This window comes from Amycolatopsis sp. FDAARGOS 1241 (assembly GCF_016889705.1).
In the GTDB taxonomy this organism is placed as follows: Bacteria; Actinomycetota; Actinomycetes; order Mycobacteriales; family Pseudonocardiaceae; genus Amycolatopsis.
Genome location: NZ_CP069526.1, coordinates 4,617,329 through 4,640,232 on the forward strand (window position 1 = coordinate 4,617,329; position 22,904 = coordinate 4,640,232).

Consider the following 22,904-nt stretch of genomic DNA (forward strand, 5'->3'; position numbering starts at 1 on the left):
CACCGCCCGGTCACGAGCGGCGCGCAACCACCCGGGACCGGCGGCCACGGAGGCGCCGCTGGCATGCGTCCACGCGACCCTCCTCGTGGTTCGGCCGGCTCCGGCACCCGGTGGCAGTCTCGTCGTCACGGTCGCCGTCCCGGGGAGGAGGACGGCCCCGCACACCGTACTACGCGCGGGCCCGGCGGGCGGCGCGGCGAAGGCGCGGTCCGGGCGCGGGGACGCGGTGCGGGCACGGCGGCCTCACACCGTCACGGCCGAGCGCCAGCCGGGGTGGTAGCTCTCGCGTGCCATCACCGAATACGGAGCCGGGCTGACGACAGCGCGGACGGCGAGCTGCCGGTGCGGCTGCACCGTGGTCTTGCGGGTGCCGCCGTCCGGCTCGCCCCACACGACCCGCACCTCCGCGCCGAGCGGCACGTCGGGGTTGACCGTCGCGAGCGACAGGGCGGCGCGTTCGTTCGCGCTGTAACCGGTGAACAGCGAGAGCCCGATCGGGTTGCCGTCGGCGTCGAGCACGGAGTCGAAGTTCGACGAGCCGTAGTTGGCGTTGGGCAGGTCGAAGAACTGGTAGCCGGGCCCGTCGGGAGCCACCGGTGAGGTGAGCAGTGTGCCGACGTCCTCGGCGTTCCAGGCGAGGGTGACCTTACGTCGCTGCTTCCGCGGGTCGACGGCGGCGAGCGCGTCGCGGCCGATGAAGTCGTGGTCGAACTTGACGAACGAGCCGTACCCGAGCTCCCAGGGGTTGAGGTAGTAGTCCTCGATCCGGTCGGACACGAAGCTGCCGGCCAGGGCGTTGGTCGCCTCGTAGCTGTCCGCGCCGAGCCATTCGCGGTACGGGCGCAGTGCTTCGCCGGTGTAGATCGCGGGTAGCGGCGACGGGATCCAGCCCGACTCCAGGGTGTTGCACGAGTAGGCTCGCGCCCCGGCCGGCTCCAGCCCGAACTCGCGCCCGGCTTCCAGGATGGCCTCGCGCACGAGGTCGTAGGTCTCGTACGGCCCCCACAGCTCCAGCCCGGGCGCGCCGGCCATGCCGTGGCGCAGGGTCCGGACCCGGACCCCGGCGACGTCGAGGTGACCCATGCGGAAGAACCGGACCTGCTCCACCGGGCCGCCGTGGACCTTCTCGATCACCGGCCAGGCGTTCGGCCCCTGGATCTGGAAGCGCCACAGGTCCCGGGTCACCGGCTTGCCGTACGGCCGCGACGGCGAGCGCTGGTCCAGCCGCAGCTCGACGTCATAGCCCTGGCGGGCGTGGAAGGTGAGCCAGTTGGCCACCGGAGCGCGGCCGACGAACACGAACTCCTCTTCAGCCGGCCGGAAGAGGATGCCGTCGCCGATCAATCCGCCGTCGGGCGAGACGGGCACGAACTGCTTGGCCGAGTCGACCGGGAACTTCGCGACACTGTTGATGCCGGTGTCGGAGATCAGCTTCAGCGCGTCGCGGCCGGACAGGAAGAGGTTGACCATGTGGTGGGTCTGGTCGAACAGCACGGCCGTGGACCGCCAGGCGATCACCTCGCGGCGGAAGTTGGTGAACTCGGCGGGCACGACCGGGTAGATGTAGGCGCCGAGCTGCGAGTTGCGCAGCAGCTCCACGGTGTTCCCCGCCTGATCGACCACGTCCTGCAGGCTTTTCGCGCTCATGTGCGGTCCGTTCTCGTGCGACAGCGTCTGCGGTCCGGCGGCGGTCGCGCGCCGCCGGAGGGCCCGGGCCGTGCGCTGGTCCCGGTCCGTCGAGGGGGACGCTAGGCGCGTCCGGAACCGAATGTGAGGTCCTGCGGACCGGTCTCACCTACGTCATTCGTCCCGGACGCCCGTTCCCGCTTGCGGAGCCCCGTCATTTGTCGCGGTGAGATCGGCCTCGATGCCGGACGAAAAACGCCCGGCGGTCCGTTCTACTGGTGACAGGCCGGCGCCGCCGAGCGCGACCGCCACCGCGTCCGGTACGAAGAGATGAGGGCAGCGCATGACCACCCCGCAGGAGGTCGCCGGCTCGCAGCGACGGCGACCGAGTCCGGCCGAGCTGGTCCGGACCATGAGCTACGAGGTGATGCCGTTTCGCGGCACCGAGCAGAACGTGCTCGAGCACGTGCCCCCGACCGTGCCGCTGACGGTCACCGTCACGGAGGCGAAGGGCCTCGAGCCGACGGTGGACCTGGCCGAACGCCTGCAGCGGCACGGTTACCAGGTCGCTCCGCACCTGCCCGCCCGCCAGTTCACCGATCGCGGCCACGTCGCCGAAGTGGTGGCTCGCCTGGGCGAGGCCAGGGTGCGGTCGGTGTTCGTCATCGGGGGTGACGCGCCGAAGCCGGGGGGCGAGTTCCCGGACGCGTACGCCCTGTTGCGGGCGATGGCCGACGTCGGCCACCCCTTCACCGAGGTCGGCATCGGCGGTTACCCGGAGGGGCACGCGAACATCCCGGCCGCCGCGCTCGACGAGGCTTTGCGGGCGAAGGCTCCGTTCGCGACCCGCATCATCACCCAGATCTGCTTCGACGCGGGCGTCACCGGCGCGTGGTCGGCGGGGATCGCCGCCGCCGGGATCGACCTGCCCGTCCACATCGGACTACCGGGTCCGGTGAACCGCCAGAAGCTCGTGCGGATCTCGGCCGGGATCGGGCTGGGCCAGTCGGCTCGGTTCCTGCGCAAGCAGCAGAATCTGCTGTGGCGGTTGCTGTTGCCGCACGGCTACGAACCGACGAAGCTCGCCCTGCGGCTCGCCGCCGAGGCGCCGCGCGGCGGCGCCATCGGCGGCCTGCACGTATTCACGTTCAACGAACTCGCGAAGACCGAGGCGTGGCGCCGGGAGCTGCTCGCGCGGCTCGACGCGAAGGACGTCCGCGCGTGAGCGGGCCAGACCACGACGAGGACTACGGGCGCCTGATCGTGCAAGGCGCGGACCGGCCGGGCATCGTGGCGACCGTGTCCGGCGTGCTGACCGAGCAGGGCGCCAACATCGTCTCGCTCGACCAATCGAGCAGCGATCCGTCCGGCGGCCGGTTCTTCCAGCGCACGGTCTTCCACCTCGCGGATCTGCCCACCCGGGCGGCGGGCCTGAACGCGGCGCTCGAGGCGCGTCTGGGCGAGCAGCTGGGACTGGAGTTCCGGCTGGTCGAGGCGCGCCGGCGCAAGCGGGTCGCGATCCTCGTCTCCCGCGCGGACCACTGCCTGCTCGACCTGCTGTGGCGCCAGCGCCGCGACGAGGTGCACATGACGGTGCCGATGGTCGTCTCGAACCACCCGGACCTCGGCGACGACGTGCGTGGCTTCGACATCCCGTTCTTCCACGTGCCGGTGGCCAAGGAGGACAAGTCGGCCGCGGAGAAGGAGCAGCTGAACCTCCTCAAGGGCAATGTGGACCTCGTGGTGCTGGCGAGGTACATGCAGATCCTGTCCGGTGACTTCCTCGCCGAGGTCGGCGCGCCGGTGATCAACATCCACCACTCGTTCCTGCCGGCGTTCATCGGCGCCGGTCCGTACCAGCGGGCGAAGGAGCGCGGCGTGAAGCTCGTCGGCGCGACCGCGCACTACGTCACCGAAGACCTCGACGAAGGGCCGATCATCGAACAGGACGTGATCCGCGTCTCGCACCGCGACTCCGTCGCCGACCTGCAGCGCAAAGGGGCGGACGTCGAACGCCTCGTGCTCTCGCGGGCGGTCGCCTGGCACTGCGACGACCGCGTCGTCCGTGACGGCGCCACGACGGTGGTGTTCTAGCGGCACCGGGAAGGAGCAACGATGACGAAAGCCCGCGACGACTACCTGCTCGACCTCGGCGCGAGCCGGCGGGGATACGCGCTGAACAAGATGTGCCTGTCGCTCAAGGACGAACGCAACCGCCGGCGGTTCTCCGCCGACGAGTCCGCCTACTGCGACGAGTTCGGCCTGTCGCCGGAGCAGAAGAAGGCGATCCTCGAGCGGGACTGGACCGGGATGCTCGAACTCGGCGGGTCCGTGTTCTACACCTACAAGCTGGCCATGCTGGACGGGAAGTCCATGCAGTACCTCGGAGGGGTGTTCACCGGCATGACGGCCGAGGAGTTCGCCGAGGCGATGCGCTCGGGAGGGCGGAACCTTGGCTAGGGTTACCTGGGGCCTCGCGACGTCGCACGTGCCGTCGATCGGCGCGGCGATGGACACCGGCAAAACCGCCGAGCCGTACTGGAAACCGCTGTTCGACGGCTACGCCCCGGCCCGGGAGTGGATGGCGGCGCACCGGCCAGACGTCGCGGTGATCGTCTACAACGACCACGCCAACGCCCTCGACCTCGACTTGGTGCCGACCTTCGCGATCGGCACCGCCGAGTCCTACGAGGTGGCCGACGAAGGCTGGGGACGCCGGCCCGTGCCGCCGGTCGCCGGCGCGCCGGAGCTGAGTGAGCACCTGGTCCGCAGGCTGATCGACGACTCCTTCGACATCGCGACCTTCCACCGCCTCGACGTCGACCACGGCCTCACCGTGCCGCTGTCGGTGTACTGCCCGGACCCGGGCGAGCAGTGGCCGTGCGCGGTGGTGCCGGTCCTCGTCAACGTGATCCAGCACCCGCAGCCCACGGCCGCGCGCTGCTACGCGCTCGGCCAGGCGATCGGGCGGGCGATCGAGTCGTTCCCGCGGGAGCTCGACGTCGCGGTGTTCGGCACCGGCGGCATGTCGCACCAGCTGGCCGGCGCCCGCGCGGGGTTGATCAACACCCCGTTCGACCGCATGTTCCTGCGGAAGATCGAGGACGATCCGGAGGCGCTCGCGCGGCTCACGCGCGAGGAGTACATCGCGCAGGCCGGTACGGAGGGCGTCGAGCTGATCATGTGGCTGGTGATGCGGGGCGCGATGAGCGAGCGGATCACGCGGATCCACGACACCTACCACGTGCCGGCGTCCAACACCGCGGCCGCGCTGGCGCTGTTCGAGAACGGAGACGCACCCGCATGACCGCGTTCGTCCTGCTGCACGGAGCGTGGCACGGCGGCTGGGCCTGGCAGCGGGTTGTTCCCGGGCTGCGCGCCGCCGGTCACGAGGTCTTCGCGCCGACGCTGACCGGGCTCAGCGACCGCGCGCACCTGCTCTCCCCCGCCGTCGGGCTCGGCACGCACGTCCAGGACGTCGTGGGCCTGCTCGAGGCGCACGACCTGCGCAACGTCGTGCTGGTCGGGCACAGCTACGCCGGGCAGGTCGTCACGGGCGTCGCCGACCGGGTCCCGGACCGGCTCGGCAAGCGCGTGTACCTCGACGCGTTCGCCGGGGGCGACGGCGAGGCCGCGATCGACCTGCTGCCGGAGCAGGTGGCCGGGCACTACCGCGAATCGGTGGCCGGTCCCGGGTTCGGCTGGCTGATCCCGGTGCGGTCGCTGACCGTGCTGGGGGTGACGGACGAGACCGACCTGGCTTGGCTCGGCCCGCGCCTGACGCCGCACCCGTGGCTCACCTACACCGAACCACTGCGGCTCACCGGCGCGGGCGAGGGTGTGCCGGCCGCGTTCGTCGAGTGCACCGACTGGATGCGGGTGTTCCGCCCCCACGCGCAGCGGGCCGCTGCGCGTGGCTGGCCGGTGCACGAGATCACCACCGGGCACGAAGCGATGGTGACCGCGCCCGGCGAGCTCGCGGACGTCCTGCTCACGATCGCCCAGTCGTAGCCCGAGCGGAGGAATAATGGAATTCCTGGTCCGCACCGAGAACCTGCTGCCTCCCGAGACCTCGGACGAGACCCGCGAGCGCCTGCGCGCGGCCGAACGCGAGCGCGCGCAGCAGCTGCGCGCTGCCGGGACGCTCAAACGGCTCTGGCGCGTTCCGGGCCGCAACGCGACCGTCGGGCTGTACGAAGCCGAAGATCCGGCCGTCCTGCACGAAGCCCTGACTTCGCTGCCGATGTGGAAGTGGATGGACGTGCGGGTCGAGGCACTCGCCACGCACCCGCAGGAACGCTGACCCGAAGCAGGCAAAAGCCCGCCGCGAGCCGGGCTTTCCGTCGTCGCCGACCTGGTGAAGACCGCCGGTGCCGCCCGGTCGGCGACAAGAACTTCCCGCTCCTGCGCCACCTCGCCGACGCCCTGTCGTGCCCCCTCATCGTGGGCGGCACCACCGGCGTGGGCCGGAGGACCTCTTCGCGCCACCGGAGCACCGACGCCGGCCGGAAGCGCCGCGTCGAGACCAGCGCAGACCCCCACAACGAGCGGTGTGAACACGCCGTGCGGCGATCCCTCTTGTCCAGATACCCCGTAGGGGTGTATCTGTATCGGTACCCCCAGGGGGTACCAAGGAGGGAACGCGTCATGATTGCCACCACCTACACCGTCAGCGGGATGACCTGCTCGCACTGCGTCACCTCGGTCAGCGAAGAGGTCGGCGCGATCGCGGGCGTCACCGGCGTCGTGATCGACCTGCCCACCGGAGCCGTGACCGTCACCAGTGCCGGACCGCTCGCGCGGGCGCAGGTCCGCGCCGCCGTCGAGGAAGCCGGTTACCAGCTCGCCGGCTAGGCCGGAACCACCAACGAAGGAGGAGCGATGCGTACGACAGCACGGCTCGCGGTGTTCGGCGGAGTGCTCGTCCTGCTCGCCGCCGGCGGTTTCGCCGTGGGGCACGCGGCCGGCCCGGTTCCGGTGGCGACCAGCGAGAACGACGAGCACGCCGGCATGACCGAGGCCGCGCCGCAGGACCACGCGGCCATGGCCATGGCGGCCGACCTGCCGGGTGGGCTCGCCTCGAGCCGGGACGGCTACACGTTTTCGGTCCCCGATCGGATGCCGGAACCGGGCCGGTTCTCGTTCACCATCACCGGACCGAACGGCAAGCCTGTGACCAAGTTCGACGTCGAGCACGAAAAGCGGTTGCACCTGATCGTGGTCCGCCGCGACACGGCGGGCTTCCAGCACGTCCACCCCGAGATGGCACCGGACGGCACGTGGCGCGTGCCGCTCACGCTGCCCGCGGCCGGTTCCTACCGCGCGTTCGCCGACTTCGCCCCGACCGGGGGCAAGCCGATGACCCTGGGTACCGATCTCTCGGTCGCCGGGGACTACCGGCCCGCGACATTCGCGCCCAGCCGCACGGCCCTGGTCGACGGGTACCAGGTCGAGCTCACCGGCGAGCTGGCACCGGTACGACGTCGCCACTCACCCTGACCGTCAGCCACGGCGGCAAACCGGTCACCGACCTGCAGCCTTATCTTGGCGCGTACGGGCACTTGGTCGCGCTGCGCGAAGGCGACCTCGCATACCTGCACGTCCACCCCGACGGTGCACCCGGCGACGGGAAGACACCCGCCGGCCCCCCGGTGAAGTTCGCCGCCGCGGTGCCGAGCGCGGGGACCTACCGGCTGTTCCTCGACTTCCGCCACCACGGCGTGGTGCGGACCGCCGACTTCACGCTCACCACGGCCGGCACGCCCGCGCCGGCCGACGCCCACCGCGACGACCACGGCCACTGACCGAGACAGGAGACGACATGAGCACCACCACGGCCGGCTCCGGCCCGGTGACCGACCTCGAACTCGCGATCGGTGGGATGACCTGCGCGTCCTGCGCCAACCGCATCGAGCGCAAGCTGAACAAGCTCGACGGGGTCACCGCATCCGTCAACTACGCCACGGAGAAAGCCCGTGTGAAGGCGCCGGAGGGCGTCGACCCGGCCGAGCTGGTGGCGGCGGTCGAGGCCGCGGGCTACACCGCCGCCCTGCCGCGGCTGGAGAAGCCCGACCAGCCGGCCGAAGCCGACCCCACGCTGGACCTGCGGCGGCGGCTGATCGCCAGCGCGGTGCCGGCCGTGCCGGTGATCGTGCTGGCCATGGTCCCGGCGCTGCAGTTCACGTACTGGCAGTGGCTCTCGCTGACGCTGGCGGCGCCGGTCGTCACGTGGGGTGCGTGGCCGTTCCACCGGGCGGCGTTGACGAATCTCCGGCACGGCGCCGCCACCATGGACACCCTGGTCTCGCTGGGTGTGGTGGCGGCCTTCGGGTGGTCGCTGTGGGCCCTGTTCTTCGGCACCGCCGGCACACCCGGCATGGTGCACCCGTTCGAGTTCACGATCGCCCCGTCCGACGGTGCCGCCGACCTCTACCTGGAGGTCGCGGCGGGCGTCACCACGTTCATCCTCGCCGGCCGCTACTTCGAAGCGCGGGCCAAGCGCCGCGCCGGCTCGGCGCTGCGAGCGCTGCTCGAGCTCGGCGCCAAGGAGGTCGCCGTGCTGCGCGGCGGCGCCGAGGTCCGCATCCCGACGGCCGAGCTGGCGGAGGGCGAGCAGTTCGTGGTCCGGCCCGGCGAGAAGATCGCCACCGACGGCGTCGTCGAAGAGGGCAGCTCCGCCGTCGACGCGTCGATGCTGACCGGCGAATCCGTACCCGTCGAGGTCCGTGGGGGCGACGCCGTGACCGGCGCGACGGTGAACGTCGGCGGCCGCCTGGTCGTGCGTGCCACCCGAGTCGGGGCCGCCACCCAGCTGGCACAGATGGCGAAGCTGGTCGAAGACGCGCAGAGCGGCAAAGCCGACGTGCAGCGGCTGGCCGACCGGGTGTCCGGCGTGTTCGTGCCGATCGTGATCGGACTGGCGGTCGCCACGCTCGGTTTCTGGCTCGGCAGCGGTGTCGGCACGGCGGCCGCGTTCACCGCCGCGGTCGCGGTCCTGATCATCGCGTGCCCGTGCGCGCTGGGCCTGGCCACGCCGACCGCGTTGCTCGTCGGCACCGGTCGCGGGGCACAGCTGGGCGTGCTGATCAAGGGCCCGGAGGTGCTGGAGTCCACCCGCCGCGTCGACACCGTGGTGCTCGACAAGACCGGCACGGTCACCGAGGGCCGGATGACGCTCACCGGCGTCCACCCCGCCGCCGGAGTCGACGAGGCCGAACTTCTCCGGCTCGCCGGCGCGCTCGAGCACGCGTCCGAGCACCCCATCGCCACGGCGATCGCCCGGGGCGCCCGCGAGCGGACCGGGGCACCGGCGCCGGTCGAGGATTTCGCCAACGTCGAGGGGCTCGGCGTGCAGGGTGTCGTCGACGGCCACGCGGTCCTGGTGGGCCGCCCCGCGCTGCTCGACGACTGGTGCCAGCCGCTGCCCGGCGAGCTCGCGGCGGCCAAGGCCGCGGCCGAACACCGCGGGCAGACCGCGGTCGCCGTGGCCTGGGACGGCTCGGCCCGCGGTGTCCTCGTCGTCGCGGACACCGTCAAGGCGACGTCGGCCGAGGCGATCGCCCGGCTGCGCAGGCTCGGCCTGACACCCGTCCTGCTCACCGGTGACAACACGGCCGTCGCCCGGGCGGTGGCCGAGGAAGCCGGGATCGACGAGGTGATCGCCGAAGTCCTGCCGGCCGGCAAGCTCGACGTGATCAAGCGGCTGCAGGACGACGGCAAGGTCGTGGCCATGGTCGGCGACGGCGTCAACGACGCGCCCGCGCTGGCACAGGCAGACCTCGGCCTGGCCATGGGCACCGGCACCGACGCCGCCATCGAGGCTGCCGACCTCACCCTCGTCCGCGGCGACCTCCGCTCGGCCGCCGACGCGATCGGCCTGTCCCGCCGCACCCTGCGCACGATCAAGGGCAACCTGTTCTGGGCGTTCGCCTACAACCTCGCCGCGCTCCCCCTCGCCGCGGCCGGCCTGCTCAACCCGATGCTCGCGGGCGCCGCCATGGCCCTCAGCTCCGCCTTCGTCGTCGCCAACAGCCTGCGGCTGCGCAGCTTCACCAGTGCTGCGAACCGGCTGCGTTCTTGAACCCGCCGTCGGCCGGCCACTCCGCGAGTGACCGGCCGACGCCGCGCCCGGTTCCCCGCAACGCACGCCCGATGCGGTCGATCGCAGGCGAAACCGACGGCTCACCCGACCCACGCTCCCGAGCTTTTCGAAGGCGAGCACCTCAGCACGCGCGCTCGAAAGTCACCTCGCTGCCGACCGGAGTCGCAGTCCACAAAGCACGGACGAGCGCCTGCTGGTGTGCCTGGGCCCGCACCTCGGCGAGCGCCGCGGCTCGCGGCGGGCCGATCGGGTCGAACCGGAACCCGGTGTCGACGGCGGTCAGCCCGCGTTCGAGGGCGATCAGGGTCGGCTCATCGTCGAAGGCGAGCCGCAACTCGACGTGCCAGAGTTCGGCCTCCCCGTCGGGCCCCTCGGCATCGCCGCCTTCGCGCGACGCGAGTTGTCTGGTCAGATCCAAGTGGAGGCGGTTGCCGGCCCAGCAACGGCGTCCCCATTGGACGACGAAGCCATCACCGTCTTCATCGGCCGGTGTGACCCCGGTGAGCTCAGTCTGCAGGAAGCCGACGAACGCGTCCCAGGCGAGCTCGACGTCGGTCACCGCCGTGGGCCGGACACCGTGTTTTCGCAAGGCCTGCTCAAACACCTGCGCGGCGGTTCGCCAGTCGATCGACCCGGCACTGCACATTCAGAACCTCGGTGTCGTGAGCGCGGATCCCGTCAGGACGGCCGAAGTGGACATCGGCGGTGCACTGGATTCACCCTCCTCCAAGGCGACGGCTGACCTTCGCCGCTCACAGCGCATCGCCACCGCGCCCGACCCGAACTCCAGCCGGCCGACGAGCTTCACGTCGACGAGCTTCGACAGGCCCGCGAACAGCGTCGGCCCGTGGCCCGCCAGGCGCTGCACGACGAACTCGTACTCCTCGATCAAACCCAGCTCTGCCAACGCAAGAGGCAGCTGCACGCCCGCACCCGGCTCCTGTTCGAGCTGCCGAACGGCGGTCGCCAGATCCCGCGCACGACCTGCGCGTTCCCCTCGACCCGGTCGAGGGTGGTCGAAACGACGTACTTCTTCGCCTTGTCGATCGTGCGGGCGAAGGGTTCCATTCAGCCAGGGCGCTCCCCCGCTCCCGCCGGCGGCCGCCACGCCGCCCGCATCATCTGGTAGATCACCCGGCCGAGGAGCAGGGCGTCGGCCCGGGCGAGGTCTCGGCCGCGTGGCGGTGCAGGTCCGCGTCCGTGGAATCATCCGGTGGTCGCGGCAACCGTCGAGGGTGACGTTGGTGGAAGACCGAAGGGGACGCATCAGGCGAGAATACCCGGCGAAAAATCCCCACCTCGCGGCGAAACACCGTGCGGCTTGCCCGCGACGACCGAGCGCGCGGGCGGCTCAGGACGGCAGCTCCACCTCGAGCCCCATGATGCCGGCGGTGCGCCGGCGGCGGAACCAGCTGCGGCGCGCGGCGGCATCGGGCAGCTCGTCGAGGATCCTTGCGCTGGGCCGGTGTCACGGAGCGCCGGCGCAGCTGCAGCACGGGCCGGACCGGGGCGATGAAGCCCCGGAACTGCTCGTGCGTTTCGGCGACGCGGCTCCGGTGCTCCCGGTCCGGCTCGTAGGCCAGCTCCAGGTCGATCAGCGCGGCTTCGTGAGGTCCTGAGCGACAGTCGCGAAGGTGAACAGCACCACCTCGGACAGGACCGGCGAAAGGCGACGTTCACCCCTTTCGCCGGGTTGCGGCGGGAACCCGTGTTCCGAAACGGTTGCGAAGATCGTTCGGGTGTAACGGCCGGCCACGGCCGCCGATCTTCCGGTGCGAGATCAACGAGATGGGGCGGCAGACAGTGGACGAGCACGGCATCGAGAACCATCCGGACCTGATGGACCCGGACTGGCAGCGGCACGCCGAGAAGGAAGCCTGGATCGGCCTGCGCCGCAGCAGACGCCGGGCGCGGCTGCGCAAGCGGGTGACGATCTCCGCCGCGGTGCTCGTCGGCCTGGCCGCGGCGGGATGCGCTTTCTACGCCTGGGGACGGGCCACCTCGGAGCAGTACCCGGGCACACCCGCGGCAGTTGCGGGCGGGTCCACGTCGCCCGCGGTCACGACCACTACCACCGCGCCGACCGACCTGCCCCTCGACGCGCACGTCGACCTGTCCCGGCCGTTCGACGACACCCCGGCCCAGAACTGGGCCGAGGGCATCGCGGGCCTGACCATCCCGCCCGCGAAGGCGGTCGGGTCGTTCTCCGCGCAGCAGGTCGGGCACGCCGAGGACGAGGTCAAGCAGGCGATCACCGTCGCCCAATTCGACCAGGACACCCTGGAAGGCCACAAATCAGCCGGCTACGTCGGCCTGTTCGCACCCGACGCCAAAGCGGACATCCAAGCCCACGCCCAGGACTACCTGACCTTCCTGGCCGACGGCTACCACCTCCTGCCCGTCGCGCCGAGGATGACCGGGACGATGACCGCACGGCCGGGCAAGAGCGGTGAGCTGGTCCTCCACGTCGCCTACGTCGTGGCCTACGCCTTCGAACCCGGCACCCACGTGATCTACGGCCCCGCCGATCTGGAGCCCTTCGTCCGCGTCGACGCCGACTACACCGTGCGCAGCGGAGCCCACTGGGACCCGTCGAGCCGCGGCTTGTGGCTGGACCAGATGAACTCGTACTTCACCAGCATCGCGTGCACCGCCTCCAAAGCCAACCGGCTCGCGCCCGCCTTCAGCGAACCCGACTTCGCGGGCCCCTCCCTGACCGCCGAACCGGGCCAGTTCGACCCGAAGAAGCCGATCCCCACCAAGGGCAACTGCGGCGACTAGGTCCTTTCTGACAGCAGCCGCGGCCGATGGGGCGCGGCTGGGTGTGTCTCGGTTTGAGTTGCTGTCGGATGAGCAGCGGTGTTGATCGGGGACTTGTTGCCCGTTCGCACGGGTAAGTGTGGCCGCCCGCTGCCCGGTGCACGGGCGATGGTGGAAGGGATCATCTACCGGTACCGGTGCGGGATCGCGTGGCGGGAGGTGCCGGCGGTGTTCGGCCGGTGGCAGACGATGTGGAGCTGGCACCGCGCCGGCTGGCCGGGGAAGGTTTGATCATGCGATTGGCCGTTCCCACGGCGGTTGGAGCGCACAGTGCACCGCCTCGCCGGTGGGAACGGCCGACTGTTGGCAACTGTGGTCGGTCCCGGCCAAGCCGGGGACGCGCCGATGTTCCCGATGTTCCCGCAGCTGACGCGGGACCTGCGAATCCACCTGGCCGGGCGCGGTCGGGCCCACATGCGGCCCGAGCGGCTCCGTGGTGACAAGGCCTACTGCTCGCGCGCGATCCACGGGCAGCTGCGTGGTCGTGGCTTTCTCGCCGTGCTTCCCGAGCCTGCTGACCAGGTCGGGCACCGCACACGCCGTGGTTCCCGCGGTGGCCGTCGACCCGGGTTCGACCGGGTCGACTATCGCGGCCGCAACTCAGGCCCGCCCTAAGGTCAATGCCCGCGGGCGATCCACTCGGCCAGGTGCGGTGCTTCGGTTCCGATCGAGGTGCCGTCGCCGTGGCCGGTGTGGACGCGCGTGTCCTCGGGCAGCGCGAAGATCCGGTCGCGGATCGAGGAGATGATCGTCGGGAAGTCGGAAAACGAGCGGCCGGTCGCGCCGGGGCCGCCGGCGAACAGCGTGTCGCCGGTGAACAGGGCGCCGGCTTCGGGCAGGTGCAGGCAGATCGAACCGGGCGAGTGGCCCGGGGTGTGGACGACCTCGAGCGCGGTGCCCGCCACCGCGATCCGCTCGCCGTCCTCGGCGCGCCAGAACCGCTGCCCGGTGTGGGTCATCTCCCACAGCTGTTTGTCCCCCGGGTGCAGCAGGACCGGCGCGTGGAGGTGCTCCCCCAACTGCGGAGCGACGGTGACGTGGTCGTTGTGCCCGTGGGTGCAGACGACGGCGACGACGTTGCGGTCGCCGACCGCTTCGGTGATCGCCTTCTCGTCGTGCGCGGCGTCCACGACCACCACCTCGTCGTCGTCGCCGACGAGCCAGACGTTGTTGTCGACGTCCCACGTGCCCCCGTCGAGCGAGAAGACCCCCGACGTCACGACCCGGTCGATCCGCAGCGCACCGCTCACAGGACCACCACGGAGCGGAGGACCTCGCCGACGTGCATGGTGTGGAAGGCTTTTTCGACGTCGTCGAGGGAAATCCGCTCGGTGACGAACCGGTCCAGCGGGAGCCGGCCCTGCCGGTGCAGGTCGATCAGCATCGGGAAGTCCCGCTCCGGCAGGCAGTCGCCGTACCAGGACGACTTCAGCGAGCCACCACGGGAGAAGAAGTCCAGCAGCGGCATTTCGAGCCGCATGTCCGGGGTCGGGACGCCGACGAGCACCAGGGTGCCGGCCAGGTCGCGCGCGTAGAACGCTTGCTGCCACGTCTCGGGGCGCCCGACCGCGTCGATGACGACGTCGGCCCCGAAGCCACCGGTCAGCTCCTGCACGGCGGCGACCGCGTCGGTCTCCGCCGCGTTGACCGTGTGCGTCGCGCCGAGGTCGCGCGCCCAGGCGAGCTTCCGCTCGTCGCGGTCGACGGCGACGATCGTCGTCGCCCCGGCGAGCTGGGCTCCGGCGATCGCGGCGTCGCCCACTCCCCCGCAGCCGATGACAGCCACCGAGTCGCCGCGGCCGACGGCACCGGTGTTGACCGCGGCGCCGAGGCCGGCCATCACGCCGCAGCCGAGCAGGCCGGCGACCGCCGGGTCCACGCTCGGGTCGACCTTCGTGCACTGTCCGGCGTGGACGAGTGTCTTGTCCGCGAAGGCGCCGATGCCCAGAGCCGGGGTCAGCTCGGTACCGTCGGTCAGCGTCATCCGCTGGTTCGCCGTGAACGTGTCGAAGCAGTACTGCGGGCGGCCGCGCTTGCACGCCCGGCACTGCCCGCACACCGCCCGCCAGTTGAGGATGACGAAATCCCCCGGCCGGACCGATTCGACGCCGGCACCGACGCTTTCCACGGTCCCGGCGGCTTCGTGGCCGAGCAGGAACGGGAACTCGTCGTTGATGCCGCCTTCGCGGTAGGTCAGGTCGGTGTGGCAGACGCCGCACGCCGCGATCGCGACGACCACTTCGCCGGGCCCGGGGTCCGGGATCACGATGTCAACCAGCTCGACCGCCGCGCCCTTCGACCGGGCGATCACCCCGCGCACCTGCTGTGGCATTCCCTGCAGCCTCCACTCCTCGTCGAAAAAGGCATGCGCGGCAACGCATGACTGACGCGACCCTAGAACGGGCGGGCGCGAGGGCGACCTGGTCGTCGGTCGAGGGAAACCTGGTCTTCCGGCCAGGGCCGGTGATCGCTAGCCTCTTCCCGGTGTCCGACCACATCGAGCTGACCGAACTGCGGGAAGTCATCCAGGGCCCGCTGCGCGAGATCGCTGCCCGGTTCTCACGGTTCCTCGCCGACGGCTGGCCGCACCAGGCGCTCGTCATCTTCACCCTCGAGTGCACCGGCCGCCCCCGCAAGGTCGCCGGGGCCAAGGCGATCACCGACAAGATCACCATCGCCGAGCTCGAGAAGCTCAAAACGGCCGTCGCGCACGAACGCGCGCTGACCACCAAAGCCACGCTCGGCGGTATCGACCGAACCGTCTGGACGGTGCTGGACGCGGGCGGCACGCTGCTGGTGCTCGTCCCACGGTCCCCGCGGACACCCTTCCCCCGGCCGGCGCTCCTGGCGGGAATGTTCGGGATCGTCGCGACCTCGATCCGCCAGCAGGTCGCCCAGGCCAGCCCGGACTACCTCGCCGAGTCCCGCGCCGCCTCGGCCGAACGCGCCCGCACCATCGCCGAAATGGCCGCGGCTCACGAAACCACGCTCGTCACGATCCTGACCGCACTGCGCTCCAGCCGGCTGGACGACTACCGCGCCCGGCTCGCCGCCACCGACTCCGCCTCGGCCGCTCTGGTGGCCCTGCGCTCGGCTCCGAAGTCCGATCTCGCCCACTCCGAAGAGCCGGCGCAGAGCGCGTTCACCAGGCTGCGCAAGGAAATCCGGCAGATGCTGCGCCACCACGACGCGGAGCTGGAATTCGTCGCACCGCCGAAGGACGCGCACCCGCTGCCCGGCGAAATCGCCCACGCCGCCCGGGCCATGACCGGCACGGCGGTGCTGGCCTTCACCGCCCAGCCCGACCTGGCCCGGCTGAGGATCGCCTGGTCGACGGATACCACCGCGCTCCACCTGGACGTCCGCGACCGCGGATCCGGCCACCTCGACGCCGCCGGCCTGCGCCGGCAGCTCGACGGACGCGCGAAAACGCTGGGCGCCACCGTCGAGGTCGACGCCATCGCCGGCTGGGGCGGCCGCGTCACCATCCACGTGCCGTTCGAAGCGACGCAGGACCACGCGGACGAAGCCGTGCTCTCGACGCTGAACCGTCGCGAGCTCGAGGTCCTGCGTCTCGTGGCCCGGGGGCAGCGCAACAAGTCCATCGCCGACGCACTGGGCATCACCGAAAGCACCGTCAAATTCCACGTCGCCGGCGTCCTCAAAAAGCTGGACGTGAGCTCCCGCGGCGAAGCGGCCGCCCTGGCTCTGGCCGTGGGCATCAACACCGCCGGGTGAAAGGCGCAGCGCGGGGCGGCGTCGACACCCCGATGTAACTCCCGTAACATCGCCGTGTGACGAGCGAATCGCGCGAGCGGGAGTGGTTGCTGGTCAGCGCCTCGACCGCCAAGGCCGCCGACGCGCTGCGGGTGCAGGTGTGGCGCAAGCTGCGCTCGCTGGGCGCGCTGTACCTGCAACAGTCGGTCTGTCTGCTGCCCGCGCGACCGGAGGTGGTGAAGGACGTGCGCCGGCTGGTGGATCGCATCCGGCACCAGGGCGGGACCGCCCGGGTGCTGTCGATGGGCTTCACCGTCGCGGCCGAGGAGCAGGCGATGATTGCCGAGTTCAACGCCGCGCGTGACACCGAGTACGCCGAGGTGCTGGACCGGTTGCCGGCGTTCCTGGACGAGCTGGAGAAGGAGCTGGCGCGCGGCAACGCCACCTACGCCGAGGTCGAGGAATCCGAGGCCGACCTCGAACGGTTCCGCTCGTGGCTGGCCAAGATCGCCGCCCGGGACTACTTCGAGGCCCCTGGCGGCAAGGCGGCCCGCGACGCGGTGGCCCACGCGGCGGACGCGCTGGCGGCGTTCGAGCAGGCGACGCTGAGCGTCGAGGCTCCCGCCGACGCGACGGCCCCGCTCGACCAGGGCGTGTGGCCCCGGGCGGTCGAGGGACCATGACCGCCCACAGTGGACAGGCCGGGCAGATCCAGGCGACTGGCCCGGCGGAGCCGGCAGCCGCCTGGCACGCGCTGAGCGCCGAAGCGGTGCTCGACCGGCTGAAGTCGGGGCCGAACGGCTTGCCGGCCGCCGAACGGGCGCGCCGCCTCGACCGGTTCGGCCCGAACACCCCGATCAGGCGCAAGCCGGAGCCGTGGTGGCACGAGCTGGCGGAGTCCTTCACCGAGCCCCTGCAGCTGCTGCTGATCGCCGTCGCGGTGCTGTCGGCGATCTTCGGAGAGCTCCGCGACGCGATCGCGATCGGCACGGTGGTCGCCGTGGTCGCCGTGGTGGAAACCTTCACCGAGCTGCGGGCCACCCGCGCGATCGCCACGCTGAGGGCGATGACCGCGCCCACCGCTCGCCTCGTGCGCGAAGACGGCGTGGTGCAAGTGCCGGCCGCGGAGCTGGTTCCCGGTGATGTCCTGGTCGTCGAGGCCGGGGACGTGCTGCCGGCCGACGCCCGCGTGCTGGCCTCGCACGGGCTGCGCGTGGACGAGTCGAGCCTGACCGGGGAGTCCGCCCCCGCCGGCAAGAGCGCCCACCCGGTACCCGCGCCGACCGAGCTGGCCGAGCGGTCCAGCCTGCTGCACAGCGGCAGCCCGGTGCACGCCGGCGCGGGCCGGGCGGTGGTGGTCGCCACCGGCGCGGCGACCGAGCTGGGACGGCTGGGCAAGCTGGTCGCCGGGACCAAGGAACCCCCGACCCCGCTGCAGATCGCGTTGTCGCAGCTCGCGAAAGCGGTGCTGGTCGTCGCGATCGCCGCCAGCGTGCTCGTGCCCGCGGTCGGTCTGCTCGCCGGACAGCCGTGGCGGGAGATGCTGTTGTCCGGGTTGACCCTCGCGTTCGCCACCGTGCCCGAGGAACTGCCGATCCTGATCACGTTGCTGCTGGCGATCGGCGGGCGCCAGCTGGCTCGCCGCGGTGCGCTGCTGCGGCGGCTGCGCGCGGGCGAGACCCTGGGTGCCGTGACGACCGTGGTCACGGACAAGACCGGCACGCTGACCGAGAACCACCTCCAGCTCGCCGAGATCATCGGCAACCGCCACGAAGTGCTCGCCGTCGCCCTGGCCTGCCAACCCACGCACGCCACCCGCCGGGAACCGCTGGAAGTCGAGCTCGCGAGCGCCGCTGAGGAGGCCGGCCTCGCCGGCAGCGGCCGTGAGATCGCGGTGTTCCCGTTCGACCCGGCGCGCAAGCTCGTCTCCCGCGTCCACACCCTCGGCGACGACCTCGACGCGGGCTTGGGGGTGGCGGTGTCCGGGGCACCGGAGACAGTGCTGGACCGCTGTGACGTCGACCTGCTTACCCGCCAGGAGGCAGAAGACGCCGTGGCCAGGCTGTCGGAGCGCGGCCTGCGGGTGATCGCCTTCGCGCGGCGCACCCTGTCCACGGCCCCCACCGATCGGGAGCAGGCCGAGCACGGGTTGACCTACGTCGGGCTGGCCGCGTTCGACGATCCGCTCCGGCCCGGCGTGCCCGAGGCGATCGCCGCGCTCACCGGAGCGGGAGTGGCCACGATCGTGGTCACCGGAGACCACTCGGCCACGGCCACCGCGATCGCGCTGCGGGCCGGGCTGCCTGCGGGTCACACCCTCTCCGGCACCGCGGTCGACACGATGGCCGATGCCGAGCTCGACGCCCGGCTGGAGCACGGCAGCGTGATCGCTCGTGCCACCCCGGCCACCAAGCACCGGATCGTCCGGCTGCTGCAGCACCGCCGCGAAGTGGTCGCGGTCACCGGCGACGGGGCCAACGACGCGCCCGCGCTGGCCGCTGCCGACGTCGGCATCGCCCTGGGCCGGCGCAGCGCCGAATTGGCCCGCACCACCGCCGGCCTCATCCTCACCAACGACGCCTACCCGACCGTCGTGGACGCGACGGCCACCGGCCGCAACATCACCGCCCAGCTCCGCCGCGCCGTCGCCTTCTACCTCGGCGCGAAACTCGCCCTCGTCGTCGTCCTGCTCGCCGCACTGGCCGCCGGCCTGCCCAGCCCCTTCCAGCCGGTGCACATCGTGCTGCTCGAGATCTTCATGGACCTCGGCGCCACAGTCGCGTTCGTCGCCGAACCAACCGCACCCCAGGCGATGCACCACCCGCCACGCCCGCCCGGCGCCCGGTTCCTCGACCGCACGGTGCTGACCGCCATCGCGATCACCGCGGCGACCCTCACCCTCGCGGTCCTGCCCGCTTACCTGATCCTCACCGCCGCCGGTGCCGGCGCCGCGGAGGCCAGCGCGGGCGCCGTGTTCGCCTGGCTGGCCGCCCACGTCCTCATCGCCTGGACCCTGCGCACCCGGCCCCTGCTGACCTGGAAAACCAACCCCGCGTTCCCCGCCTGGGCCGCCGTGGCGGTGCTGACCGGACTCGCCGCCACCACCACGTCGTTCAGCTCGCTGCTCCACCTCGGCACGCTGGCCCCGATGCAGCTGAGCGTGGCGGTGGGTCTCGTTCTCGTCGCGACCCTCGTGGCCGCGGCCGTGGGGCGGCTCGCGCGGTTCCGGGCCCGGCTGTAACGGCACCGGACGCGATCGTCCGCAACGGAAATCGCCGGATTCCGCCCGTGCACGGGACGGTTGTTTCCCCTTGTTTTCACGTGGGTGAGTGACCGTAGCCGAATTGGCCCGGACCTGCGACGATCGGAGTGGGGACAGCGACTGGCTGTCGGTCGACCCGAGCACTGACCTTTTCGAGCTTGGCGGAAAGGACCTCCAGTACTATGTCGATACTGATTTTCATCGCTGGTGCCGCGCTGCTGATCTACAGCGCGGAAAAGCTGATCATCTACGTCGTCGGCGCGGCGGCCGGCTTGCGCATCTCCGTATTCCTGCTCGCGATCATCTTCACCGGCATAGAATTCGACGACGTCGCCCTCGGTGTGGCGCTGAACATCGAAGACCTCAGCGACGTCGCCCTGGGCACCGTGTTCGGCACCGCCATCTCGATGATCGGAATCGTGCTCGCCCTCGCCGCGATCATTTCCCCGACGAAGGTGAACATTCCTCGCCCCTACCTCGCGCTGTTCGTCGCCGCGCCGGTGGTGCTCGTCCCGTTCATCGTCTTCGGGCCCCTCACCCCGGTTTACGGCGCAGTTCTCGTACTGCTGTTCGTGCTCTTCATCGGCTACGTGGCCAGCCGGGAGCTGAAGCGGACCACACCCGTTTTCCGCAACGCGGAGATCCTCGAGAAGCTGGAGGTCGGGGCGAGCCCGGGCGGAAGCGGAACCGGAACCGGCCACGCGGTCACGCGCGACCCCGCCGAGGTACCCACCGACAAGCCGCCGTTCGTCGTGACGGTGCCCTTCACCAAGGAGCGGCCGATTCCCGGCTGGGCCGCCATCGCGCTGGCCGTGCTCGCGCTGGCCGGACTCGTCGCCGGCGCCGCCATCACCAGCTACGGCACCCAGGGCATCCTGCAGGACTACCAGATCCAGGGAGCGCTGTTCGGCGCGACGATCGCCACCCTCGTGCTCACCCTCGAGGACGTGTTCCTGACCGTCGAACCCACCCGCAAGGGCGCGCCCGAACTCGGTGTCGGCAACGTCATCGGCAGCGTGGTGTTCGGCGTGACCGCGAAGCTCGGCATCATCCTGCTCGCGGGCGGCAGCATCGTCGTCGGCGACCACGTCCTGTCCTGGCACCTGCCGGTGCTGGTCGGCATGACCGCCCTCGCGGCGTACTTCCTCGGCACCCGCCGGCTGAGGCGCTGGCACGGGTTCGTCCTGCTCGCGCTGTACATCGCCTACTGGACCGTGAGCTTCGCCGTGTTCGGCGGCGCCCCGATCGAAACGGATTGAGCCGGGCTCAGACCGGGGAGCGGCCGGCCCGGTGCGGGCGGGGGAACAAGGGCGCGTCGTCGGTCCGCGACTCGGCGTTCGCGGCCTCGACCGCCCGGGTGACGAGGTGGTGGTCGGGCGACAGGTGGCAGACCGGGTCGGTGCGGGCGGCCTCGCCGGTGAGCTGGAACGCCTGGCAGCGGCACCCACCGAAGTCGAGCTCCCGCCGATCGCAGCTGCGGCACGGTTCCGGCATCCAGCCCGTACCCCGGAACGCGGTCATCACCGGTGCGCCGGCCCAGATCCGCGCCAGCGTCTCGTCCCGCACATTGGCCCTCGGCAAGGGCAGGGACTGGGCGGCCGGGCAGGGCAGGACGTCGCCGTTCGGCGTCACGGTCAGCTGGCGCGCCGCCCAGCCGCCCATGCAGGGTTTCGGGTAGCGGCTGTAGTAGTCGGGCAGGACGTAGACGACCTCCATGCGATCCCGCAGGCGCTCGCGGGCGGCCCGGACGACGACCTCGGCCGCGTCGAGCTGGGCCCGGCTCGGCAGCAGCGCGTCGCGGTTTCGCCACGCCCAGCCGTAGTACTGGGTGTTGGCCAGCTCCACCCGGTCGGCGCCGGCTTCCTCGGCCAGCTCGAGCAGCTCGGCGACGCGGCCGATGTTCTGCCGGTGCAGCACCACGTTCAGGGTCAGCGGCCAGCCCAGCTCCTTGACCACACCCATCGCCTCGATCTTGCGCCGGAAGGACGGGGTCCCGGCGATCCGGTCGGACACGACGGGTTCGTCGGCCTGGATGCTGACCTGCACGTGGTCCAGACCAGCGGCCCGCAGCTGCTCGGCCCTCGCCCGCGAGAGGCCGAGGGCGCTGGTGACGAGGTTGGTGTAGAGGCCAAGCTCGTGGGCCTCCGCCACGATCTCCGCGAGGTCGCGCCGCAGCAGCGGTTCCCCACCGGAGAGGTGGCACTGCAGGACCCCCAGGTCGCGGGCCTCGAGAAGCACCCGCCGCCACTCGCCGGTGGTCAGCTCGTCGGAGTAGTCGGCCAGGTTCAGCGGGTTCGAGCAGTACGCGCACGCCAGCGGGCAGCGGTACGTGAGCTCGGCGAGCAGTCCGAAGGGGCTATCCATCGTTGAGCTCCACACAGCGCCGGGCGACGAGCCGGGTCAGGAACCGCCGCACCTCCTCCTCGGGGACACTCCGGTACCGCGCGCCCAGTTCGGCCACGATCTCGGCCACGGTGCGCCGCCCGTCGCACAGCTCGAGGATGTCGGCACCGCTGCCGTTCAGCACCACCACCGTCTCGGGGTGCAGCAGGACGCGCTGCTGCCGGGCCTCGCTGAAGGTCAGGCGCACGTGGCGAGCCAGCCGGGGCCGATCCGTTGTGGACACTTCGGGCCGGGCCGTCGTTCCGGTCTTCGTCGGGTCCATTGTGGTCACTCCGGGTAGGCCTTGTCGACGGCGTCCATCAGGCTCCACAGGACGTCGCACTTGAACGACAGCGCATCGACGGCACGGGCCTGCGACTCGGCGGACAGGCAGTGCGCGGTGACCACTTCGAGGGCGTGCTCGCAGTCTCGCGGGGCCTGCTCGAGGCGGGCGCGGAAGTAGGTCAGGCCCGCGGGGTCGAGCCACGGGTACCACCGCTCGAACGCGGCCAGCCGCTGCGCCATCAGGTCGGGGGCGAACAGCTCGGTGAGCGACGACGCGACCGCCTCCACCCACGGGCGCGTCCGGGTGAAGTTCACGTACGCGTCGACCGCGAACCGCACCCCCGGAACCAGGTGCCGGTGGTCCTGGATCTCCTCGCGAGTCAGGCCGGCGGCCTCGCCCAGGCGCAGCCACGCTTCGATGCCACCCTCCCCGGAGTGCCGGCCGTCGTGGTCGACGATCCGGCGGATCCACCGGCGGCGGACTTCGAGGTCGGGACAATTCGAGAGGATCGCCGCGTCCTTGCGGGGAATGTTCTCCTGGTAGTAGAAGCGGTTGGCCACCCAGCCCCGGATCTGCCCGCGGCTCAGCAGGCCGGCGTTCATCCGCACGTGGAACGGGTGCTGGTCGTGGTACCGGCGCGAATGGGCCCGCAACACCTCGACGAAAACGTCCTGGGTCGCGGCGGTTGTCCTGGTTGTCGTCGTCACAGC

24 protein-coding genes and 1 pseudogene are annotated in these 22,904 nt (G+C 71.5%); 16 read left to right on the forward strand and 9 right to left on the reverse strand.

Features of this window, described 5'->3' with window-relative positions:
* Positions 1 to 243: 243 nt before the first annotated feature.
* On the reverse strand, positions 244 to 1,647 hold the full coding sequence (locus I6J71_RS22790; protein WP_204096545.1) for an aminomethyl transferase family protein: 1,404 nt from the start codon (positions 1,645 to 1,647) through the stop codon (positions 244 to 246).
* A gap of 322 nt (positions 1,648 to 1,969) precedes the next feature.
* On the opposite strand from I6J71_RS22790, the gene I6J71_RS22795 reads away from it, so the two are divergent.
* The 9 genes and pseudogenes from I6J71_RS22795 (at position 1,970) to I6J71_RS22835 (ending at position 9,706) form a co-directional block, all read left to right on the forward strand.
* On the forward strand, positions 1,970 to 2,851 hold the full coding sequence (locus I6J71_RS22795) for a methylenetetrahydrofolate reductase (protein WP_204096546.1): 882 nt from the start codon (positions 1,970 to 1,972) through the stop codon (positions 2,849 to 2,851).
* Positions 2,848 to 3,720 carry a formyltetrahydrofolate deformylase gene (purU, locus tag I6J71_RS22800; RefSeq protein ID WP_204096547.1) on the forward strand — a complete coding sequence of 291 codons (873 nt, stop codon included), beginning with the start codon at positions 2,848 to 2,850 and terminating at the stop codon, positions 3,718 to 3,720. The genes I6J71_RS22795 and purU overlap by 4 nt, the downstream gene beginning before the upstream one ends.
* Positions 3,721 to 3,741: 21 nt before the next feature.
* Positions 3,742 to 4,086, forward strand: a complete 345-nt coding sequence (locus I6J71_RS22805; protein WP_204096548.1) for a protocatechuate 3,4-dioxygenase — start codon at positions 3,742 to 3,744, stop codon at positions 4,084 to 4,086.
* Positions 4,079 to 4,933 (forward strand): class III extradiol dioxygenase subunit beta, encoded by an 855-nt coding sequence (locus tag I6J71_RS22810; protein ID WP_204096549.1) that lies wholly within the window; start codon positions 4,079 to 4,081, stop codon positions 4,931 to 4,933. Before I6J71_RS22805 ends, I6J71_RS22810 begins: the two co-directional genes overlap by 8 nt.
* Complete coding sequence (locus tag I6J71_RS22815) at positions 4,930 to 5,637, forward strand: alpha/beta fold hydrolase (RefSeq protein ID WP_204096550.1); 708 nt, start codon at positions 4,930 to 4,932, stop codon at positions 5,635 to 5,637. Before I6J71_RS22810 ends, I6J71_RS22815 begins: the two co-directional genes overlap by 4 nt.
* A gap of 16 nt (positions 5,638 to 5,653) precedes the next feature.
* On the forward strand, positions 5,654 to 5,929 hold the full coding sequence (locus I6J71_RS22820; RefSeq protein WP_204096551.1) for a muconolactone Delta-isomerase family protein: 276 nt from the start codon (positions 5,654 to 5,656) through the stop codon (positions 5,927 to 5,929).
* Positions 5,930 to 6,273: 344 nt separating this feature from the next.
* A complete protein-coding gene (locus I6J71_RS22825; RefSeq protein WP_204096552.1) occupies positions 6,274 to 6,480 on the forward strand; it encodes a heavy-metal-associated domain-containing protein in 207 nt (68 codons plus the stop codon).
* A gap of 27 nt (positions 6,481 to 6,507) precedes the next feature.
* Positions 6,508 to 7,430 (forward strand): annotated as a pseudogene (locus tag I6J71_RS22830) (hypothetical protein).
* Positions 7,431 to 7,447: 17 nt separating this feature from the next.
* Positions 7,448 to 9,706 carry a cation-translocating P-type ATPase gene (locus I6J71_RS22835; protein WP_204096553.1) on the forward strand — a complete coding sequence of 753 codons (2,259 nt, stop codon included), beginning with the start codon at positions 7,448 to 7,450 and terminating at the stop codon, positions 9,704 to 9,706.
* 142 nt (positions 9,707 to 9,848) lie between these two features.
* On the opposite strand, the gene I6J71_RS22840 is transcribed toward I6J71_RS22835, so the two are convergent.
* The 3 genes from I6J71_RS22840 to I6J71_RS22850 form a co-directional block, all read right to left on the reverse strand.
* On the reverse strand, positions 9,849 to 10,286 hold the full coding sequence (locus I6J71_RS22840) for a hypothetical protein (RefSeq protein WP_204096554.1): 438 nt from the start codon (positions 10,284 to 10,286) through the stop codon (positions 9,849 to 9,851).
* Positions 10,287 to 10,373: 87 nt separating this feature from the next.
* Complete coding sequence (locus I6J71_RS22845) at positions 10,374 to 10,652, reverse strand: hypothetical protein (RefSeq protein ID WP_204096555.1); 279 nt, start codon at positions 10,650 to 10,652, stop codon at positions 10,374 to 10,376.
* On the reverse strand, positions 10,616 to 10,795 hold the full coding sequence (locus I6J71_RS22850; RefSeq protein WP_204096556.1) for a hypothetical protein: 180 nt from the start codon (positions 10,793 to 10,795) through the stop codon (positions 10,616 to 10,618). Before I6J71_RS22850 ends, I6J71_RS22845 begins: the two co-directional genes overlap by 37 nt.
* A gap of 720 nt (positions 10,796 to 11,515) precedes the next feature.
* Here I6J71_RS22850 and I6J71_RS22855 point away from each other — a divergent pair.
* The 3 genes from I6J71_RS22855 to I6J71_RS50995 all read left to right on the forward strand — a co-directional run bounded on the left by I6J71_RS22855 (position 11,516) and on the right by I6J71_RS50995 (position 13,162).
* Positions 11,516 to 12,508 carry a hypothetical protein gene (locus tag I6J71_RS22855; protein WP_239155205.1) on the forward strand — a complete coding sequence of 331 codons (993 nt, stop codon included), beginning with the start codon at positions 11,516 to 11,518 and terminating at the stop codon, positions 12,506 to 12,508.
* Between the two features lie 78 nt (positions 12,509 to 12,586).
* Positions 12,587 to 12,778, forward strand: coding sequence for a transposase (locus I6J71_RS22860; RefSeq protein ID WP_204096557.1), 192 nt, complete (start codon positions 12,587 to 12,589; stop codon positions 12,776 to 12,778).
* Positions 12,779 to 12,892: 114 nt separating this feature from the next.
* The gene (locus tag I6J71_RS50995) at positions 12,893 to 13,162 is read left to right on the forward strand and encodes a hypothetical protein (RefSeq protein ID WP_370542184.1); all 270 of its coding nucleotides are present in this window, start codon (positions 12,893 to 12,895) and stop codon (positions 13,160 to 13,162) included.
* A 2-nt stretch (positions 13,163 to 13,164) separates the two neighbouring features.
* Here I6J71_RS50995 and I6J71_RS22870 read toward each other — a convergent pair whose 3' ends face one another.
* Entirely contained in the window at positions 13,165 to 13,797 is a 633-nt protein-coding gene (locus tag I6J71_RS22870) for an MBL fold metallo-hydrolase (protein WP_204096559.1), read from the reverse strand.
* Positions 13,794 to 14,879 carry an S-(hydroxymethyl)mycothiol dehydrogenase gene (locus tag I6J71_RS22875; protein WP_204096560.1) on the reverse strand — a complete coding sequence of 362 codons (1,086 nt, stop codon included), beginning with the start codon at positions 14,877 to 14,879 and terminating at the stop codon, positions 13,794 to 13,796. Before I6J71_RS22875 ends, I6J71_RS22870 begins: the two co-directional genes overlap by 4 nt.
* A 152-nt stretch (positions 14,880 to 15,031) precedes the next feature.
* Here I6J71_RS22875 and I6J71_RS22880 point away from each other — a divergent pair, with 152 nt between their 5' ends.
* The 4 genes from I6J71_RS22880 to I6J71_RS22895 all read left to right on the forward strand — a co-directional run bounded on the left by I6J71_RS22880 (position 15,032) and on the right by I6J71_RS22895 (position 20,785).
* Entirely contained in the window at positions 15,032 to 16,285 is a 1,254-nt protein-coding gene (locus I6J71_RS22880) for a LuxR C-terminal-related transcriptional regulator (protein WP_204096561.1), read from the forward strand.
* Between the two features lie 56 nt (positions 16,286 to 16,341).
* Positions 16,342 to 16,947: a Chromate resistance protein ChrB gene (locus tag I6J71_RS22885; protein ID WP_204096562.1), complete on the forward strand. Its 606-nt coding sequence runs from the start codon at positions 16,342 to 16,344 to the stop codon at positions 16,945 to 16,947.
* Entirely contained in the window at positions 16,944 to 19,505 is a 2,562-nt protein-coding gene (locus I6J71_RS22890) for a cation-transporting P-type ATPase (RefSeq protein WP_204096563.1), read from the forward strand. The genes I6J71_RS22885 and I6J71_RS22890 overlap by 4 nt, the downstream gene beginning before the upstream one ends.
* Positions 19,506 to 19,708: 203 nt before the next feature.
* On the forward strand, positions 19,709 to 20,785 hold the full coding sequence (locus tag I6J71_RS22895) for a sodium:calcium antiporter (protein ID WP_204096564.1): 1,077 nt from the start codon (positions 19,709 to 19,711) through the stop codon (positions 20,783 to 20,785).
* A gap of 7 nt (positions 20,786 to 20,792) precedes the next feature.
* On the opposite strand, the gene pqqE is transcribed toward I6J71_RS22895, so the two are convergent.
* Genes pqqE through pqqC form a run of 3 tightly spaced genes read right to left on the reverse strand, consistent with a single transcriptional unit; the run spans position 20,793 to position 22,901 of the window.
* Positions 20,793 to 21,890 carry a pyrroloquinoline quinone biosynthesis protein PqqE gene (pqqE, locus tag I6J71_RS22900; protein WP_204096565.1) on the reverse strand — a complete coding sequence of 366 codons (1,098 nt, stop codon included), beginning with the start codon at positions 21,888 to 21,890 and terminating at the stop codon, positions 20,793 to 20,795.
* A complete protein-coding gene (gene pqqD / locus I6J71_RS22905; RefSeq protein ID WP_204096566.1) occupies positions 21,883 to 22,191 on the reverse strand; it encodes a pyrroloquinoline quinone biosynthesis peptide chaperone PqqD in 309 nt (102 codons plus the stop codon). The genes pqqE and pqqD overlap by 8 nt, the downstream gene beginning before the upstream one ends.
* A gap of 5 nt (positions 22,192 to 22,196) precedes the next feature.
* Positions 22,197 to 22,901, reverse strand: coding sequence for a pyrroloquinoline-quinone synthase PqqC (gene pqqC, locus I6J71_RS22910; protein WP_204096567.1), 705 nt, complete (start codon positions 22,899 to 22,901; stop codon positions 22,197 to 22,199).
* Positions 22,902 to 22,904 lie beyond the last annotated feature (3 nt).